This is a genomic window from Streptomyces sp. NPDC044106, assembly GCF_056433985.1.
In genome coordinates this window covers 381,484-400,229 of the sequence record NZ_JBWKFZ010000006.1, presented here as the reverse complement: position 1 = coordinate 400,229, position 18,746 = coordinate 381,484, and the positions used below count along the sequence as shown (strand labels likewise).

Annotated in this window: 9 protein-coding genes; 1 reads left to right on the top strand and 8 read right to left on the bottom strand. The window is 74.2% G+C overall.

Annotated features, from left to right (window positions below; translation table 11 throughout):
* Positions 1–19: 19 nt before the first annotated feature.
* Both AC07DI_RS13530 and AC07DI_RS13525 read right to left on the bottom strand, forming a co-directional pair.
* On the bottom strand, positions 20–1,534 hold the full coding sequence (locus tag AC07DI_RS13530; RefSeq protein ID WP_478904378.1) for a hypothetical protein: 1,515 nt from the start codon (positions 1,532–1,534) through the stop codon (positions 20–22).
* Positions 1,531–5,031 carry a bifunctional glycosyltransferase/CDP-glycerol:glycerophosphate glycerophosphotransferase gene (locus tag AC07DI_RS13525; RefSeq protein ID WP_478904376.1) on the bottom strand — a complete coding sequence of 1,167 codons (3,501 nt, stop codon included), beginning with the start codon at positions 5,029–5,031 and terminating at the stop codon, positions 1,531–1,533. Before AC07DI_RS13525 ends, AC07DI_RS13530 begins: the two co-directional genes overlap by 4 nt.
* A 148-nt stretch (positions 5,032–5,179) precedes the next feature.
* On the opposite strand from AC07DI_RS13525, the gene AC07DI_RS13520 reads away from it, so the two are divergent.
* A complete protein-coding gene (locus tag AC07DI_RS13520; protein ID WP_478904374.1) occupies positions 5,180–7,309 on the top strand; it encodes a bifunctional glycosyltransferase/CDP-glycerol:glycerophosphate glycerophosphotransferase in 2,130 nt (709 codons plus the stop codon).
* Here the strand turns inward: AC07DI_RS13520 and AC07DI_RS13515 are convergent.
* The 6 genes from AC07DI_RS13515 to AC07DI_RS13490 form a co-directional block, all read right to left on the bottom strand.
* Positions 7,285–10,113: a stealth conserved region 3 domain-containing protein gene (locus AC07DI_RS13515; protein ID WP_478904372.1), complete on the bottom strand. Its 2,829-nt coding sequence runs from the start codon at positions 10,111–10,113 to the stop codon at positions 7,285–7,287. The genes AC07DI_RS13520 and AC07DI_RS13515 overlap by 25 nt on opposite strands.
* On the bottom strand, positions 10,110–11,117 hold the full coding sequence (locus AC07DI_RS13510) for a hypothetical protein (protein ID WP_478904371.1): 1,008 nt from the start codon (positions 11,115–11,117) through the stop codon (positions 10,110–10,112). Before AC07DI_RS13510 ends, AC07DI_RS13515 begins: the two co-directional genes overlap by 4 nt.
* A gap of 230 nt (positions 11,118–11,347) precedes the next feature.
* Positions 11,348–12,229 (bottom strand): carbohydrate ABC transporter permease, encoded by an 882-nt coding sequence (locus tag AC07DI_RS13505; RefSeq protein ID WP_384255027.1) that lies wholly within the window; start codon positions 12,227–12,229, stop codon positions 11,348–11,350.
* A complete protein-coding gene (locus AC07DI_RS13500) occupies positions 12,226–13,575 on the bottom strand; it encodes a carbohydrate ABC transporter permease (protein WP_478904369.1) in 1,350 nt (449 codons plus the stop codon). The genes AC07DI_RS13505 and AC07DI_RS13500 overlap by 4 nt, the downstream gene beginning before the upstream one ends.
* A 4-nt stretch (positions 13,576–13,579) precedes the next feature.
* Positions 13,580–14,974 (bottom strand): ABC transporter substrate-binding protein, encoded by a 1,395-nt coding sequence (locus AC07DI_RS13495; RefSeq protein WP_478904367.1) that lies wholly within the window; start codon positions 14,972–14,974, stop codon positions 13,580–13,582.
* A gap of 167 nt (positions 14,975–15,141) precedes the next feature.
* Complete coding sequence (locus AC07DI_RS13490; protein ID WP_478904365.1) at positions 15,142–18,549, bottom strand: FHA domain-containing protein; 3,408 nt, start codon at positions 18,547–18,549, stop codon at positions 15,142–15,144.
* Positions 18,550–18,746 lie beyond the last annotated feature (197 nt).

Here is an 18,746-nt window from a genome sequence, read left to right as displayed (position 1 = left end):
ATGCCCGGCGCCGGCCCTCTCAATGTGCGGACGTCACCCGTGCGAGTACTTCCCCGGTATGCGGACTCCAGTCCACGATCACCGCTTCCGGCGGCGCCTTCTGCTGGGGGGTGAGCAGCAGCCACCGCACGTCGTAGCGGCGGACGATCGCGGCGCGTTCGGCGCGCGTGGAGCCGGGGGCGAGGTAGGCGCGCACGGCCGCGAGGCGGCGGTTGCGGACGGCCTCGTCGAGGGAGGCGTCGGGCCAGGCGGGCGCGAGGAGGTTGGCGCCGTAGCCGGGCACGGAGCGGGTGGGGCGGTAGCCGTCGGTCAGGACGACGTCGCCCCGGCGCATGTGGCCGACGGCCCACTCGTAGCCCGGCCAGCGCGGTGGCTGGTCGAAGCCGACGGGGTCGAGGGCGCGCGGCACGACGGCGCCCGCCTGGATCTGGAAGAACCCGACGCAGGCACCGAGCGCGGCGGCCCCGGCGAGCGCGCCGCGCCGCCAGCCCCAGGGGCGGGGCGCCGCGAGCTCGATGGCCAGGGCGAACTGGAGGGGCACGAGGGTCAGGCCGAGGATGCGGCCGTACGTGTAGTGGCCGCTGACCCAGCCGTACGCGACGACCAGGCACTCCAGGGCGAACATCAGGACCAGCGGATCCCTGCGGTCCCGGCGCAGGCGCAGCCACAGGGCGGGCAGGCCGAGCAGCGCCAGCCAGAAGCGCTGCGGCATCTCCGTGTACAGCTGGCGGTGGATCCAGTCGACGGACGCGTCCCCGACCAGGGAGAAGACGCTGTAGTACGGCCAGAGCGCCGCAACCACCGCCGCGGTGGCGGCCGTTGCCGGCCAGGGCCACACCAGACGGCCCGACGCCGCGAACGCGACGACGCCGAGCACCGCCGCCACCGACGAGATGGGGTGGACGAGCAGGATGAGACCGCACAGGGCGCCGAGCCCCGCGTACGGCCACCAGCCGGGCCGCGCGGCACGGGCCAGCGATCCCGCCCACGCCCAGGCCCAGAACGCCAGGCCGATCGCGAAGGTCGAGGGGTAGCCGAGGTTCCCCGTCATCGACATCAGGCCCAGATAGCCGCTCCACCACGCCATCCGGGTGCCCCACAGCAGCACCATCGCGGCCAGTGCGAGGACCGGGGCCCACGGGCGCGGCGTCAGGACGCGGACGAAACGGCCGATGCCGGTGAGCAGGACGAGCAGGTTCAGCGGTCCTGAGACCTTCACGACCTCCCAGCCCGCGAGGCCCGTGACCTTGGCGAACAGTCCCTGCGCCACGGCGTACGGCGAGTAGTACGCGCTGCCGCGGCCCGGCAGGTCGGCCATCGGGTGGGCCGGGTGGAGCAGGTTCTCCTTCAGGCGCTCGACGACGGCCGCGTGCTGGCCGAAGTCGCAGCACATCGGGACCCGCCAGAACGCCAGCGACATCACCAGCCAGAAGAGACCGCCGAGGACGAGGTAGGGGCTCGGGCGGCGGCGCGACCCGCCGCCCAGCGCCGTCGCGCCGTGGCAGGCCCGGCGCGTCAGCAGCGCGCCGCTCACCGCATCAGCCTCTGTGCCACCCGGGCCGCCGCCCCGCCGTCGTCCAGGTCGCAGTACGACTCGCGGAACGCCGCGTACGCCTCCGCGTGCCGGGCCGCGATCGCGTCCAGGTCGCGAAGCGCCTCGACGACCTCGCCGGTGGAGGCGAGCAGCGGGCCCGGGGCGTGCGTCTCGAAGTCGAGGTAGAAGCCGCGCACCGTGTCGCGGTAGTGCTCCAGGTCATAGGCGTGGAAGAGCATCGGGCGCCCGGTGTGCGCGAAGTCGAACATCAGCGAGGAGTAGTCCGTGACCAGTACGTCGGCCAGGAGCAGGAGTTCCGCGGCCCGCGGGTGGGCGGTCACGTCGCGCACGAAGGGGGCGCGGGCGCCCGGCAGCCTGCCCGCCGTCAGCGGGTGCTTGCGCACGAGCAGCACGTGGTCGTCGCCGAGCACGGACTCGACCGCGCGGAAGTCGAGCGCGGGCTCGTAGCGGAACCGGCCGGGGGAGTACGCGAGGTGGTCGCGGTACGTCGGCGCGTACAGCACGATCCGCTTGTCCGGCGCGATGTCGAGTTCGCGGCGGACCCGGTCGGCGACCTTCTGGCGGTCCTCGGCGAACAGCACGTCGTTGCGGGGCGAGCCCGCTTCGAGGACCTCGCCGTCGTAGGCGAGGGCGCGCCCCAGGTGGGGGGTGGAGAAGCGGTTGGGCGAGACGAGCACGTCCCACTGGCGGGAGAGCCTCGGCAGCGCGTCGAGGTGGCCGTGGTCGGCGTAGAGGGTGTCGGTCAGGTCGGTGCCGATGCGCTTGAGCGGGGCGCCGGGCCAGGTCTGGACGACGGTCTGGCCCGCGCGGCGCTCGAAGAAGTCCGGCAGGTGGCCCGCGGTGACGATGCGGCGGCAGCGGGCCAGCGCCTCGTACCAGTCGGCGCTGTGCTCCTCGACGCCCCGCGCGCCGGCCGGGACCGGGGTCTGCTGGTCGTGCGTGACCCACAGGTGCTCGACGGCGGCGCCGCGCCGCACCAGCTCCTCGTGGACGGCGCGCGGCGAGTCCCCGTCGAAGTAGAGGACGGCGTCGGTCAGGGGCAGCGTGCGGCGGCTCGGGTAGTGGACGGTGCGCAGCCGGTGCTGCCGGTAGGCGCCGCGCTCGGAGCGCGCGAGCACCGACCCCGCGGTGACGAGCAGCCGGTCGCCGAACCGCCGGTCGACGGTGAACTCCCGGCCCTCCACGGTCCGGTGGAGGGGCAGCCGCACGGACTCGGCGGCGAGCAGCCGTACGGGCATCCCGTCCTCGGCGCGCCCCGCCGCGCCCTCGGGGACCCCGGCCGCCTCCCGCAGGAACGCGTACCAGCGCCCCTCGCGCAGCGCCCCGCCGCCCGGCGCGATCACCGCGCGGAACCGGCCGCCGTCCAGGGTGGCCGGTGCCACGAGCTCCTCGTCGCGGCTGCTGTGCCGCAGCACCAGCTCGGGCCCGGCCCAGCTCGCCGCCGCCATCGAGCCCTCCACGGTCAGCGTGCCGTCATCGCCCCAGGAGACCCGGTCGGCGATCGGCTGCCGGGTCAGCTCGACGACGAGGGCGCCCCGGTCGTTGGCGGTGGCGCACAGCTCCCGGCCCGCGCCCGACGCGTACCGTCCCGGCGGCAGGTCGAGCGCGGCGGCCAGGGGGACCGGGGTGCCGTCGGGCAGGACGAGGGCCGCCTGCCAGCGGTCGCCGTGCGGCGGCTCGACCTCCTTGGGCGCCAGATGCGGGGTGGGCGCCACGGCCTCCAGGTCGCCGAGGCGTACGCGGACCTCGAAGCGGTCGCCCGCGACCCGCACCGGACAGTCGAACTCCGTCTCCGAGGGCGCGTGGGTCAGGCGCAGCAGCGAGGGGCGCGCACGGCGGGGCAGCGCGCCGGAGAGCACCACGTCGTCGCCGTCGCGCCGGTGGGCGTCCACGCGCGCCGTGTACTCCTGGACGCGCAGCACGAGCCGGCCCTTGCTGAAGCCGAGGACGAGCCGCAGCCCCTCGCCGAGCTCCCGCACCACGGACTGCGCGGACGCCCCCTCCGCGGCGCGCACGGCCGCCCGCCGCACCGTGCCGCGGCCCGCGACGACCACGCCGAACAGCCAGTTCCCCGGCGCCCAGCGCCCGCCGGTCCTGAGCTGCTCGGGGTCGACGGTCATCTCGAAGCCGGACAGGTCGTAGCAGTGCAGCCGCTGCCGGGACTCCTCGGTGGCCCGGGGCGCGGCGACCGTCCGCGTCGGCACGCGGCGGACGTGCCGTCTGCTGTGCGCCGACTTGAGCAGGCCCGCCTTGACGGAGTGTCCCGGCCTGCTCGCCCCCAGGTTGCGTACGTACGCGTACCCGCTGATGTGCAGCTTCCCGTCGGCGCCCCACCGCGCCTCGCTCACCCGCGCCACGACGGGCAGGTCGTCCCGCCCCAGGCGCGCCAGCTTCTCCGGTACCCGGCCCACCCCCGGGTACGCGGCGCTGCGCCGCACCTTCCCGCGGACGTGGAAGGCCGTGCCGTTGGTCCGCTCGAAGGTGAGCAGTTCGATGAGTTCGGCGGTGCGCGACTCGCGGACGAGCTGCCATTTGACGCGCAGGTCGACGGGGAGCCCGGCGAGCACGTCCGGATCGGCGCGGCGCAGGAACGCGGCGGTGTCCGTCATGAACGCGGCGCGGTACTCGGGGCCGCCCATCGGCAGCCCTTCGAGGAAGTACACGAAGTCGTCGCGCAGGCAGGAGGCGTCGTACGTCTTCTTCATCTCCGGCGCGTGCTCGGCGAGGAAGGCGCTGACGTGCGCGCAGGCCGCGATCCGGTCGCGCACACCCTTGACGTCGGTGCGCCGCCGGGTGATCGAGCCCTCGCGGACCCGCCAGTAGTAGACGTGGTCGCTGAGCACGTCCACGGACCCGGCGAGGAAGTGCGCCGGGATCATCACCGGGGTGTCCTCGTAGAGCTTGCCCTCGGGGAAGGTGAAGCGGTGCCGGTCCCAGAATGAGCGGCGGAACACCTTGTTCCAGGCGACGCGGTCGGAGAGCAGGTCCAGGTCGCGCCCGATGTGGGTGCGGGCGCGCGGCTCGGTGAGCCACTTGTACTGCCAGGCCTGGGAGCGGCCGCGTTCGGTGAGCCGCCAGACGTTGCCGCTCGCGAAGTCGGAGCCGGTCTGGTCCAGGCTCGCGATCATCCGCTCGTAGGCGTCGTGCGGTACGAGGTCGTCGCTGTCGACGAAGGTCAGGTACTCGGCGGTGGGGGAGGCCTTGCGGACCCCGGTGTTGCGGGCGGCGCTCAGTCCGGCGTTGCGCTGGCGGACGTAGACGAAACGGGGGTCCTTGGCGGCGAACTCACGGGCGATGCGCGGGCTGCCGTCCGTCGAGCCGTCGTCGACGAGGATGCACTCGAGGCCGCCCCGCGCCCCGGGCCCGCCAAGCAGTCCCGGCCCGTCCACGGTCTGCCCTGCGATCGACTCCAGGCACTCCTGAAGAAACTCCTCGACGTTGTAGATGGGTACGACGACGCTGAGACGGGGCTGCACCAGGGACCAGCCTTTCGTGGGGATAACGGCATATTCGTCCCCCTTGCCCGCTCGCGGCTCCCCACGGTCACACTCCTGGCCCCCGACCACCCCAAAGAGTGACGAACGGTCTTCGACAGGCGGTGTCCCGCTGGCTACGGTCGGCTCCATGACGCGCTTCTCGGTTGTCGTCCCCGTCCACCGCGTCCAGGGGTATCTGCGCGCATGCCTGGACTCCGTGCTGACCCAGTCCTTCGGCGACCTCGAACTGATCGTCGTCGACGACGCGTCACCCGACGCCAGCGGCGCCATCGCCGCGGAGTACGCCGAACGCGACCCGCGCACCCGGCTCGTCCGCCTCCCCGACCGGGCCGGCCCAGGACCCGCCCGCACCCTCGGCGCGGGCCGCGCCACCGGCGACCACCTCCTCTTCCTCGACGGCGACGACCTGCTCCTGCCCGGCGCCCTCGAAGCCGTCGACGCCGCGCTCTCGGCGGCGGGCGAGCCGGACGTCCTGCTCTGCGCCCACGAGCGCGTCGACTGGTGGGAGAACGTCCGCCCCGGCGGTGACGACCTCACGGGCGACCCGCTGGCCGCCACCCCCGCCGCCTGGAACCGCTTCTTCCGGCGCGGCTTCTGGCAGGAGCACGAGCTCGCCTTCTCCGACGGCCCGTACGAGGACGTGGTGCCGGTCCAGAGCGCCACCCTGCGCGCGGGCGAGCGCCTCGCCGTCCTCGACCGGCCCTGCGTGCGCTGGCGCGAGCGGCGCGCGGGCGGCTTCGCCAAGACGCCGGGCAGGGCGCACTTCGCCCTCGTCGAGCGGTACGAGCAGCTGCTCGTCGCCGCGAGCCCCGAGGAGCGCGCCCGGCTCCTGCCGCACGCCGTCGCCCACCTGCTCACCGTCCTCGACGACCCCGGCCGGATCGCGCAGGGCGACCGGCGCGACTTCTTCGACGCGGCCTCCCGGCTGCACGGCGCGTACGGGGCAGGCGGGTACGGGACGGCGGGCGCCGCGCCCCCCACCCCCGGGGCCAGAGCGCTCGCCGCGGGGTCGTACGGCGCGTACGAACGGCTGCGGAAGGCCGGGGCGCGGCGGCTGCGCGTCGCCCGGCAGCTGAAGCGGCAGAAGAAGAAGCTGCGGACCCGCGCCATGCGCGCCGCCTACCGCGGCGACCTGCGCCGCTCCCTCGACCCGCACCTCGCGGTCTACGGCGCCTACTGGAACCGCGGCGTCTCCTGCAACCCGGCCGCGATCCACGCCAAGGCCCGCGAGCTCGTCCCGCACATCCGGGGCGTGTGGGTGGTCTCAAGCCGCAACAGGCACCGGGTGCCGCCCGGCGTCGAGTACGTCGTCGAGGGCTCTCGGCGCTACTGGCAGACGATGGCCACGGCCACCTACCTCGTCAACAACTCCAGCTTCCCCGGCGGCTTCACCAAGCGCCCCGGCCAGGTCTACCTCCAGACCCACCACGGCACCCCGCTGAAGACGATGGGCCTCGACCAGCGCCGCTACCCGGCAGGCACGCACGGCATCAGCTTCCAGAAGGTCCTCGACCACACCGACCAGTGGGACTTCAGCCTCTCCGCCAACCCGCACTCCACGGAGGTCTGGGAGCGCGTCTACCCGTCCCTGGCGTACGAGTCCCTGGAGGCCGGCTACCCGCGCAACGACGTGTACTTCTCGGCCGGCGAGGAGGACGTGGTGCGCGTCCGCGAGCAGCTGGGCGTCGAGAACAGGCGGACCGTCCTCCTGTACGCGCCCACCCACCGCGACTACCAGAAGGGGTTCCTGCCCCGCCTGGACCTCAGGCGCTTCGCCGAGCGGCTCGGCCCCTCGTACGCCGTGCTCGTGCGCGCCCACTACTTCTACGGCGCCGACGCGGGCCTGGAGAGCCACCCGCAGCTCGTCGACGTCACCGGCCACCCGCACATCGAGGAGCTGTGCCTGGCCGCCGACGCGCTCGTCACGGACTACTCGTCGCTGATGTTCGACTACGCCTGCCTGGACCGCCCGATCGTCACCTACGCCCCCGACTGGCAGGCCTACCGCCTCGCGCGCGGCACCTACTTCGACCTGCTCTCCGGGCGGCCCGGCGAGACACCGGGAGCGGTCGCCACCACCGAGGAGGAGCTCGCCGCGCTGTTCCGGCTCGGCGGCTGGGACACGCCGGAGACCACCCGGCTCCGGTCGGCGTTCCGGGCGCGCTTCTGCCCCTACGACGACGGGAGGGCCGCCGAACGCGTGGTCCGGCGGCTCTTCATGGGCGGCGGCGCTCAGCTCCCCGAACGCGCCTCGTAGGGCGAGCGCACCGGGAAGTACGCCGTGAGGAACGACCGGATGGCGAGCGCCATCTCCTCGTCGGGCACGCCCCCGTCGGGGGACTCCCCGATGCAGAACGCGGTCCTGTCCCGGTTCTGCAGCAGCCGCCCGAGCCGTGCGTGGTCGGCGCGGTCCCCGATGTCCACGAAGTCGTAGGCAACCGTCCCCGGCACGGCGCGGCCACTGAGGTACGCGTAGTGCTGGTACAGCGAGGAGACGAGCGCGATGTCGCTCCGGGAGCGGAAGCGGCTGCGGGCCGTCGCCGCCAGCTCCTGCGGGAAGCGCTCGGTGATCTCCCGCAGGACGCTGCGGCGCAGCGCGTACGGCACGTGGAAGAAGCTGTGCGTCGTCGTCCTGCCGAACGCGCCGCGCAGCAGCTCGCGGTTGTTCTTCGCCGCCGCGAGATACCCCTCGTCGGCCTCCGAGACAGCCGGCGCGGGCACCGACGCCGACGACCAGAAGAACCGGGCGAGGCCGTTGCTGAGGAAGAAGGTGTCCGGGGCGGTGGGGCGGCCGAGGAACATGTCGTCGTTGAAGTAGAGGAAGTGCTCCGAGAGCCCCTCGATGCGGTGCAGTTGGGACTCGATGGAGTGCGAGTTGAAGGTCGGCAGGCACGCGTCGGGGTCGGCGAACAGGTCGCGGTGGTCGACGACCGTCAGGCCCGGGTGGTCCCGGTCGAGCCAGGGCGGGACCTGGCCCGCCGTGACGAGGTACACGTGCCGGACCCACGGCGCGTACATCGCGAGCGAGCGCAGCGAGAAGCGCAGCTCGTCGCGGTTGCGGAAGCGCACCGCGCCGTTGTCGGCCGACGGGTCGCCGCCGCCGCGCGTCACGTCACGCAGGGCGCGCCACTCGGGGTCGGAGTCGTCGACCCAGGTGTAGACCGCGTCGATGGGGAAGTCGACGTCCTTGACCAGGAGTTCGGTGAACACGTCGAGGGTCGGGTAGGAGCGGTCGGCCACCCGTAGCGTCGCCGTCGGTGTGAGCGAGGGCAGTTCGGCGCCCGCGAGCGTCGAGCCGAAGGGGACGCGGCAGGAGCCCTCGGGCGTACGTGTCCAGAACGCCACCGTGCAGGCGAGGCCCGCGCCGTGCCGTAGGGACAGGGTGGTCGTGGTGACCGGCTTGAAGACCTTGACGCCCGCCACCTCGCCGATGGAGTCGAGGCGCTCGGCGAGCACGGTGCCGGGCGGCGCGTCCCGCGGGTTGACCAGCTCGGCGTAGACGGGCCTGCCGCGCAGCGCCCCGGCAAGGGCCTTCAGGGCGAGGTCCCGGTCGTCCTCGGCCACGGCCAGGGTGTGGGCGGCCCCGCCGGAGGTGCGGACGAGCACGTAGGGCACGTCCTGCGACTCCAGGGCGGCCGCGGTGAGCTCCAGGTTCCAGTCGGCCATCCGCGGGGCGAGGATGTCGTCGCGCCGCTCGGCGAGCCGGCCCACCGAGCGGATGAGGCGGCCCGTGGTGTCGGCGGCGAGGATCTCCTCCTCGCGGGCGTGCTCGGCCGCGCCGGCCGCGGCGTCGAAGGTGTGCGGGGCGGTGGGCCGGAAGCCGCTGCCGCCGGACGCGACGCCGAGCGCCACCCGGTCCGCACGCCCGCGCAGCCGCTCGGGCCGCTCGCGCTCCGCCACGAGCCGCGTGTACAGCTCCTCCCAGCGCGCGGTGACGTCCGCCGAGGAGAAGCGGGCGTAGACGCCCTCGCGGGCCGCGCGGGCGTACTCCCGCCGCAGCGCGGCGTCCCCCATCAGCTCGTCCATGGCGCGCGCGAGTTCCATGACCTGGCCCGGCGGCACCAGCAGCCCGTCGACGCGGTGCCGCACGATCTCGGCGGGGCCCGTCAGCACGTCGTACGCGACGACGGGCACCCCGGCGGCGAGCGCTTCGAGGAGCACCAGCGGGAACGCCTCGTTGTGGCCCGCGGTCATCAGGCTGAGCCCCGCCTTGGCCCACTCCGCTGCCATGTCCTGGCAGGGTCCGAGGAGTTCGACCCGGTCGTGCAGGCCGAATCCGTCGACCAGGCGGCGCAGGTGCCGCTCGCGGTGGCCGCCGCCGAAGATCCGCAGCGTCCAGTCCGGGTGCGCGTCGGCGACCTGGGCGAAGGCGCGCACGGCGTGGTCGACGCGCTTCTCGCCGGTCAGCCGGGCCGCCATGACGATGACCTTGCCCTCGCCGTCCGCGCGCGGCCGGAAGCCGTCGGGCACCGAGTTCGGGATGACGGCCAGCTCGGGGGCGGTGTCGCCGAGGGACTCCGCGATCCAGTCGCGGGTGCGCTCGGTCAGCGTGACCAGGGCGTCCAGGCGCGGCGCGTGCAGCAGCAGCGGTTCGCCCGACGGGCCGCGCCGCTGGGTGGGGCGGTGCTCCTGGTGGACGGTGACGACCCGCGCGGGCACCAGCGCCACGGCGGCGGCGAGCAGCGCGGGCGTGGTGGTGACGAGGACGTCGGTGTCGAGCGTGCCGAGCGCTGCGGTCATCTCGACGTCCGAGAGCCGGTCGAAGGCGTCCTCCCAGGCGGGCTTGATCAGCTCGCTGGGCAGCGCGGCGAGCGTGCGGCAGGCGGCATCGTCCAACCCGCTCTCGCGCACCGGCCGTTCGGGGCTCGCGGTGCGGTCCACGAGGTGCCGTACGGGCAGCTCGCGCGCCTCGGCGAAGAACGGCTCGGCGCGCGTCCTGAAGACGGAGACGACCTCGACCTCGATGCCGGGACGGTCCGCGAGGTGGCGTGCCTGGGTGTACGTGGCGAGCTCCGTGCCGCCCATCTCGTCGCCCCAGCCGAGCAGGTACGTGATCTTCATGAGCTCTCCTCCGTGACGGCGGTGATGTCCCAGCAGGTGACCGCGAAGGCGCCGGACGCGGTGAAGTGGGCGTGGGCGCGGACGAGGGCGCCGCCGGGCAGCGCGTAGAGGCGGAAGGGGGTGGGGTAGGCCGCCGACGGGTCGCGTACGTCGGAGAGCCACCGTCCGAGGGGGAGCGGGCCGATCCTGAAGTCCCACACCCACTGCCCCGCCCCCGCCCCGGCCATCGCCCCCAGCGGCACCCGCAGCGTGAACTCCCGCCCACGCCACCCCACTTCCGCCGGTACGACGAGCCCGTCCCGCCGCCGCACGGCCGCCGCCCGGCCACCCGCGGGGGCGCCCGCGACGAGCCGCCCGTGCACGGTGATGCCGTCCCCGGACGGCACGAACCGCACCAGCTCCGCGCGCGGCCGGGACCGGGTCGCCTGCAGCACGGCCCGCCCGGTGCGGCTGCGCACGACCCGCACGAGCGTGCCGGTCAGCGGGTCGGGGGCGTGCGGCGCGGTCGGCGTCGCCGGCGGCGCCCCGGCCTCGGCGGTCGCGAGCCCGTGCCGCCGTACGCGCCCGTCGGCGCCCCGCGCCTCGACGGTGAGCCGCCACACACCGTCCCGCATGCCGCGCAGGGTCGCGGTGGCGGTCAGGAGCGGGGCGGCGCCGGTGTGCCGCTCGTGGGCGAGGGGGACGGCGATCCTGCGGTGGCCGCGGGAGATCAGCAGCCGAGCACGCCCCGGACCTGCGAGGACGGCGCCCGCCGGGACCGCGAGGTTCAGCGTGCGGCTGTCGCGGAGGGAGAGGTGCACGGGGGGCAGCAGCGGCACGGGCCGCCCGGCGCCGTCCGCCGCCGCGCCGCCACGCACCCGCCCCGCCGCGCCGCCACGCACCCGCCCCGCCACGGCCCGCTCCAGCCGGAACCGCGAAGTCCGCGCGGCGGCGCGCAGGCGCCGGACGAGGGAGGACGGCGGTGGTCCGGGTCGGCCGGGCGGAGTGAACCACATCTGGTGCATCTGTCCACTGTCACCGGATATGCCCCGGACCTCTCGCGCAGCTACGCCAGCCGTGGCCTGGGCGGGGGCGCCTCGGCCGACGGCGCGGCGGCCGACCTGTCGGCCGGTCGGACCCGCGGCCCCGGGGCACAGGTCGCCATGTGGTCCTCGGCGGCGCCGCGGACCGAAGGCCCGCCCCGCTCACCGAGGACCACATGGCGTACGACGCGCCGCGCCGAGCGCTCACCTGCCTACTTCACCGCGCCCGCCATCACGCCGGACACGAACTGCCGCTGGAACGCGAAGAACACGGCCAGCGGGATCACCATCGAGATGAAGGCGCCGGGCGCCAGGATCTGCACGTTGTCGCCGAAGAACCGCACCTGCTGCTGGAGTGCGACCGTGATCGGCGGGTGCTGCGAGTCGGCGAAGATCAGGGCGATCAGCATGTCGTTCCAGACCCACAGGAACTGGAAGATGCCGAGCGAGGCGATCGCCGGCGCGCCGAGCGGCAGCACGACGCGCAGGAACAGCCGCAGTTCGCCCGCGCCGTCGAGGCGGGCCGCCTCCAGGAGTTCGCGCGGGATCTCCGCGAAGAAGTTCCGCAGGAGGAAGATCGCGAACGGCAGCCCGAAGGCCACATGGAAGACGACCACGCCGATCGTGGTCTCGAAGATCCCGATCTCGCCGAACAGCTTGGAGATCGGCACCAGCGCCACCTGCACCGGGACGACGAGCAGGCCGACCACGCCGATGAACCACCAGTCGCGGCCCGGGAACTCCATCCACGCGAAGGCGTACCCGGCGAGCGCACCGATGACCACGACGAGCAGCGTCGCCGGGACGGTGATCATGACGCTGGACAGGATCGAGTCGGTGATCGTCTCGTCCTTGAGGAGGTTGGAGTAGTTGTCCAGCGTCATCTGCGACGGCGCGCTGAAGACCTTCCACCAGCCGCTCTCGCTCATGTCGGCGGGCGTCCGCAGCGAGCCGATCAGCAGGCCGATCGTCGGCACCAGCCAGAACAGCCCGACCAGCACGAGGAAGACACGCAGCGCGGTGCCGCCGAGGGCCGAGGCGATACGGCCGCCCACGGACTGCCTGGCCTTGACGATCTCCGTAGGGGCCGTCATCGCTGTGCCTCCCGCCGCATCCGCCGGATATTGAACAACATGACGGGAATCACGAGCAGGAAGAGGAGTACGGCGATGGCGCTCGCCACGCCCGGATCACGGTCGCCGAACGCCGAGTTGTACAGCTGGACCGCGAGGACGTTGGCCTCGTCCTTCGACGAGCCCGGCGGGATCACGTAGACCAGGTCGAAGATCTTCAGGACGTTGATCATGAGCGTGACCATGACCACCGTGAGGACCGGCGCGAGCAGCGGCACCGTCACACGGCGGAACACCTGCCACTCGTTGGCGCCGTCCACGCGCGCCGCCTCCAGGAGTTCACGCGGCACGCTCGCGAGGCCCGCCGCGATCAGGACCATCGCGAACCCCGCCCACATCCACAGATACGAACCGATGATCGCGGGCGTGATCAGGCTCGGGCCGAGCCATTCCACACCGTTGTACGCCTCGCGGAAGTTCGACTCAGGGAAACGGAGGCGCGCCCCGTCCGCCTCCTTGGGCAGCGCGAAGGTGCCGTCGGCCGACGCCTCCGTGGACGCCACCACGTCACCGTTCTTCACGGCCTCGATCTTGATGCCCGAGTAGCCGATCTCGGCGGGGTCGGGCGCGTTGGGCCTGCCCCGGCCCTTGCCGCGCGTGAAGTCCTGCCAGGCCGTGCCGGTGACCTTCGCCGGGTCGGCCCGCGCGGCCTTGGCGGCCTTCGCACCGCCCGGCATCTCGTTCGGCGGCACACCCGTCAGCGGCAGCACCACCGGCGTGCCCGCCCGCACCGGCTCCTTGGTGATGAAGGCGCCGCCGCCCGCCGACCTCAGCGGCGACTTCATGCCGGGATGCGCCTGCGGGAACGCCGACGACTCGGCGAACGTGTCGTGCACGCTCACCGCGACGGCGTTGGCCACGCCCCGGTCGGGGTCGGACTCGTACACGAGCCGGAAGATGATGCCCGCGGCCAGCATCGAGATCGCCATCGGCATGAAGATGACGAGCTTGAACGCCGTGCCCCAGCGCACCCGTTCGGTGAGCACGGCGAAGATCAGGCCGAGCGCGGTCGCCACGGTGGGCGCCACGACCAGCCAGATCGCGTTGTTCTTGATGGCGGTCCGTATGCCGTCATCCGTGAACATCGTCCTGTAGTTGCCGAACGCCGTGAAGTCGCCCGACTTGTCGAAGAAGCTGCGGAAGAACGAGTACCCGATGGGGTAGAGGACGAGTGCGCCGAGCAGCACCAGGGCAGGCAGCAGGAACAGCACCGCCACGGCCCTGCGGGTGCCGGTCACACTCTTGCGCGACGTCGGGGCCGGGGGCGTCACCGGTTCCGGCGCGCCCCCGGCGTTCGCGGACGACATCGCGTCAGTCCTTGTAGGCCTTGGCGGCGGCCGTCTCGAGCACCTGCTGCGTGCCCGCGACGTTCTTCGGGTCCTTCAGGAAGTCCTGCAGCGCCTTCCACTCGCCCTTGCCCGGCGTACCGCCGAAGGACTGGGGGGCCTGGTCGGACATGTCGAAGCGGATGTCGTCACCGGCCGCGACCAGCGCCTTGGCGATGTTCCGCTGCACCTCGTTCGGGTACGCCGCCATGTCCAGGCTCTTGTTCGGCGAGATGAATCCGCCCGCCTCGGCCCAGATCTTCGCCGAGTCGGGGGAACCGAGGAACGTGAGCAGCGCCTGCGCGCCCTTGCTGTCCTTCAGCGCGACCGCCGCGTCACCGCCCACCACGGCGGGCGACTGGGAGCCGACCGCGGGGAAGGGGAACACCTTGGCGTCCGTGCCCACCTTCGCCTTGGTCTCGGAGATCGCGAGCGAGACCATGTCGCCCTCGAAGACCATGCCCGCCTTGGGCTGGTCGCCGCCGCGGAACGTCTGCTTCACGGACGCGGGGAACTCGGTCTGCAGCGCGCCGTTCGCGCCGCCCGCCACGAAGCCCTTCTTCCCGAAGAGCTCACCGAGTGTGGTCAGCGCCTTCTTGACCGAAGGGTCCGTCCACTTGATTTTGTGCGCGGCCAGCTGGTCGTACTTCTCCGGGCCCGCCTGCGAGAGGTAGACGTTCTCGAACCAGTCGGTGAGCGTCCACGCCTCGGCGCCCGCCACCGATACCGGCGGCACCCCGGAGTCGTAGACGGTCTGGGCGGTCTTCATGAAGTCGTCCCAGGTCTTGGGCGCGCTGACGCCCGCGTTCTCGAAGACCCGCGTGTTGTACCAGACGAGCGACTTGTTGGCCGCCTTGAAGTACACGCCGTACTGCTTGCCGTCGACGGCTCCCAGCTCCTGCCAGCCCTTCGAGTAGTTCTTGTCGAGCTGCTTCTGGGCCTCGGGGCCGACCGGCTTGGCCCACTTGTTCGCCACGGCCTGCTTGATGGCGCCGACCTGCGGCAGCATCGCGACGTCCGGCGGCTGCCCGCCCGCCACCTTCGACTCCAGGAAGCTGATGATGGGATCCTGAGCGGGCACGAAGGAGACCTTGGCGCCCGTCCGCTTCTCGAACTCGTCGAGAACCTTCAGGAACACCTTGCGCTCGGCGCCGCCCCAGACGGCGGACACGGAGATGTTCTCCCCGTCCAGCTTGGGCAGCCGCAGCGCGCTCCCGGTGTCCTTGCCCCCGCCCTTGCCCCCCTTGCCGTTGTCGTCGTTGTCGTCCCCGCCGCACGCGGTGACGGTGAGGGCGAGCGCGCTCGCGACGACGGCCGAAGCGATCCTGGCGGTGGTACGCCGATGTAGCGGTGCCCTGCGTGTACGAAGAGTGCTGCGCATCACTGCCCCGTTCTCTTCCTGGCGAGTCCCGTGCGGTCTGGTCTACGCCCGCGCGGGGAGGGGCGGCAAGATGGCCTGCGGTGTCAACTTGCGTATTGTGATGGCCTTGTGACTGCCCGTCTCCTGTCGTGGGCAGGCGGTGCCGCGGGCGGCACGGGAGGCGTGGCTTACAGGAGTGACGGCACCTGATCTGCGGAGACCGACCGCGCGGCCCGCTCCAGCGCACTGGCGAGCAGCGCCAGATCCGTAGGCCCGTTCCCCAGCTCCCGCACCGGCCGCCGGGTCGGCGGGTCCCCCATCCGCTCCCACTCCAGCGGCACGACCGTGGGACGCAACGTCGCCGTACGCGGGATCCGCCCCGTCACCCGCCCCGCCTGGAACGCGGTGGCCCGCCCGTCCGGCGTACGCAGCTCACCGCGCCCCGGCGCAGGCTCCTCGGGCCCGGACGTCACCGCGTCGAGGACCACCCGCAGTGACGCCCGCTGCCCGAGCTCGGTCTCCCACACCCGCTCGCAGCGCGCCGTCGCCGCCACGAGATGCACCCCGAGCCGCTCGCCGTCCCGCGCCACGGCCTCAAGAGCGCGGACCACGGAACCGGCGGCGGGCCGCCCCGGCGAGCCGAGCGCGGGCGAGAGCAGTGCGTCGAAGTCGTCGACGAGGACCACGAGCCGTGGCAGCGGCGGCCCCGGCTCCACGCGCGGCCGCGCCGCGAGGGGCCGCAACCGCATCGTGGAGCTGGGTGGCGGGTCCAGGTCGCCGTCGGACGACTGCGCGGGCACGGAGACGGCACCGGCACCGGGCCCCGCACCGTCCGAAGCACCCGGCCCGGCGGCCCCCGGTCCTGCGCCACCCGGTCCTGCGCCACCCGGTCCCGCGGCACCCGCGGACGACGGGGCCCGCTGCGCCACAAGGCGCCCCGAGACCTCCCGCTGCGTGTGCCACTCGGTGAATCCGAGGCGCCCGAGCAGCTCGGCCCGGCGCTTCAGCTCCGCGGTCAGGGACTGGGCGAACTCCCGCATGCGCACGGGGTCGTTGGTCACGAGGTGCGTGGTGACGTGCGGCAGGTCCGTGCAGACGCCGAGCCCCGTGCCCTGCCGCGCCGCGGCCCCGCCCGCGCCGCCGCCGTCCCGCCCGTCGACGAGCACCATGCCGAGGCGGTCGGGGCGCTCGGCGGCGGCCAGCGATGCGGCGACGGACCGCAGCAGCTCCGTACGGCCGCTGCCCGCGGGGCCCTCGGCGAGCAGATGCGGCCCGTCGGCGGCGAGGTCCGCGACGACGGGCCCGCGCGGGCCCGCGCCGAGCACGGCGAGGGCGCGTCCGCCGAGCGCGTCCGGGTCGTCGGCCGCCGCGGCCCACCGCGCCATGAGGGAGGCGGGGGTGGCCCTGGCGAGCCCCAACTCGTCGAGCAGCCGGGCCGCTTGCGGCAGCGGGGCGGACACGCGCGCGCGGCCCTCGCCGGCCGCGCCGTCCGTCCGCAGCGGCGCGAGAGCCCGCGCGAACCGCTCGGCCCAGGCCGCCGACACCGCGTCCAGGGCCGCCACCGTGCCGTGTCCGACGGGGCGCCCGTCCGCCGTCCGCATCAGCCGCAGCGCGGTCGCCACGTCGCCGCTGAGCAGCGCGGCGGCGCCGCACGCGCGAAAGGGCGGCGACACCGAACAGGCCGCCTCGTACGTATCGAGGACCGGCGACGCGGGTGAGGCGGCCACCGTCTCGGCGAGGCACACGACGTGGATCCCGGCCCGCGCGCCCTCGGCGGCGAGCCGGACGGTGGCCTCGCGCAGCGCGGCGGGCCCGGGGTCACCGTCGACGACCACGACCGTACGGGCACCGGCCTCGGGGGTCCGAACGTCGGAGGCACGGTCGTCGGCGATGCGGTCGTCGAGGCGCCGGATCAGCTCGTCGGTGCGGGCCACCGCCTGGTCGCGGTCGTAGGCGAGGAGGAGGCGGCAGTCCTGGCCGTGGGTGGGCCGCAGATGGGGGAGCCAGCCGAGCCAGGCCCACTCGGCGGTGCGCTCGGCCACGGGGCGCGCCCGGTCCGTGCTGATCAGCACGATCTCCAGGGTGTCGGGGGAGTGCAGCGCGGCGAGCTGGGCGACGACCGCCCTGGCCAGACCCGCCAGCCGGTCCCGGGGCCCGGCGAGGCCCAGCGAGCCCGCCTCCCGCAGGCCGACCGTGACGGGCACGGCGGGCAGCAGTCCGTCGCGGCCGTCGGCGCCGGGCAGGGTCCGGTCGACCGTACCGAGCCGGACCGCGAGCTCCTCGGGGTGGCCGGGGCCGCGCTCCCAGAGGCGGGGTCCCGGGCCGAGCGCCGTGAGCAGCAGGGCGGCGGGATCCGGCCATGCCTCGGGGGTGCGGGCCGCCGCCGTCACGGCGAGCTCCTCGGGGGAGGGCCCCGCAGGTTCGTGGCCGCCGCCGTCGGTTCCGGGGCCGCCGTCCGCGTATGCCTCGTGCCGGGCCCCGGCCCCGTCGTACGCGTCATGGCCGTCGTACGTGTCGTATGCCGTGTCGTCCCGGCCGTCGTCGCGGCCCCCGGTCAGCCGCCGGGCCCAGGCCGAGAGGCCGCCGCGCCTGCGCAGACCGCGCGGAACCGTCGTCCCGCGCGCGGGTGTGCCGAGCCGGGTGCGCTCGGCGTCGGGCGCGCCGCCCTGCTGCGGCACCACGGACGCGTCGGCGCCGTGCGTCCCGCCGTGCGTGCCGTACGCCCCCGGACTTGGCCGGTTCTCGTACGCACCCGGCGAGCCGTACGCCCCATTGCCGCCGCTCGCGCTTCCGTACGCCCCGTCCCTGCCCGTTCCGCCCGCGGCGCCCCAGCCCGCCGAGCCGAACGCGTGGTGGGTGGGTCCGCCCTCCGGCACCCCCGCCGCCTCACCGAGAGTGGGCGGTGTCGTCCCGGCGGGCCTGCGCACGCGCACGTGGCCCTCGCCGTCCGGGGCCGTCGGGAGCGCGCCGCCCGCGCCGGGCGCCGGGCCACCCCTGCCGTCGGTGAGACGGAGCGCGGACTCGCCGATCCGCAGCAGGGAGCCGGGGGAGAAGGCGGTGGGGCGTTCGGTGATCTCCCGGCCGTCCACCGATGTGCCGTTCGTCGAGCCCAGGTCGCTGACGGTGACCCGGCCCTCCGGGTCCAGCGTGACCGAGCAGTGCAGCCGGGAGACGTCCGGGTCGTCCAGCGGGACGTCCGCGTCCGCGGAGCGGCCGACCTGGATCCGGCCGCCGTGCAGCAGATGGACACCGCCCGCGTCCGGGCCCGCGACCACGTGCAACTGGGCGGCGGCACCGGCCAGTTCGGGCCCCGGCTCGGCGGGCGCGCCCAGCGAGAGCACCGCTCCGTCGATCAAGGGGGGCTCGCCGAGGGTGCAGCGTTGGGCGTCGAGGCGCTCCGGGCCCGCGTACAGCACGAGGGGGGCCTCGCTGCCCGCCACCGCGGTGGCGAGGCCGGAGGCGACCGCGGCGAGTGCGGTGCCCGCGGGGGCGGTGACCAGGACGTCGCAGGCGCCGGGGGCCCCGGTCGTCGCCGTGGGGCGGCCTGGCTCGGTCTGGCCGCTGCGCGGCCCGAGGACGGTCAGCCGGATCTGCATCGCCGTCAGCGGTCCCTTCTGCGCTGGGCGCCCGGCACGGGGACACGCGCTGTGATTCCCCCCACCGCACACGGGCACGTCGGCCAGTACTGGAGGCATCCTCGCACCTGCCACTGACAACACGCCCGGCGGCCACCCGTAAGTGATCTTGATTGGTCGGCTCTGCTCGGAAAAGTGCCTGCTTGGACCGTTGCGGA

Coding starts and splice junctions, on each gene's coding strand:
- AC07DI_RS13515 (WP_478904372.1), bottom strand. CDS start 10,113: ATGAAGATCACGTACCTGCTCGGCTGGGGCGACGAGATGGGCGGCACG.
- AC07DI_RS13490 (WP_478904365.1), bottom strand. CDS start 18,549: ATGCAGATCCGGCTGACCGTCCTCGGGCCGCGCAGCGGCCAGACCGAG.
- AC07DI_RS13500 (WP_478904369.1), bottom strand. CDS start 13,575: ATGTCGTCCGCGAACGCCGGGGGCGCGCCGGAACCGGTGACGCCCCCG.
- AC07DI_RS13505 (WP_384255027.1), bottom strand. CDS start 12,229: ATGACGGCCCCTACGGAGATCGTCAAGGCCAGGCAGTCCGTGGGCGGC.
- AC07DI_RS13520 (WP_478904374.1), top strand. CDS start 5,180: ATGACGCGCTTCTCGGTTGTCGTCCCCGTCCACCGCGTCCAGGGGTAT.
- AC07DI_RS13495 (WP_478904367.1), bottom strand. CDS start 14,974: ATGCGCAGCACTCTTCGTACACGCAGGGCACCGCTACATCGGCGTACC.
- AC07DI_RS13510 (WP_478904371.1), bottom strand. CDS start 11,117: ATGCACCAGATGTGGTTCACTCCGCCCGGCCGACCCGGACCACCGCCG.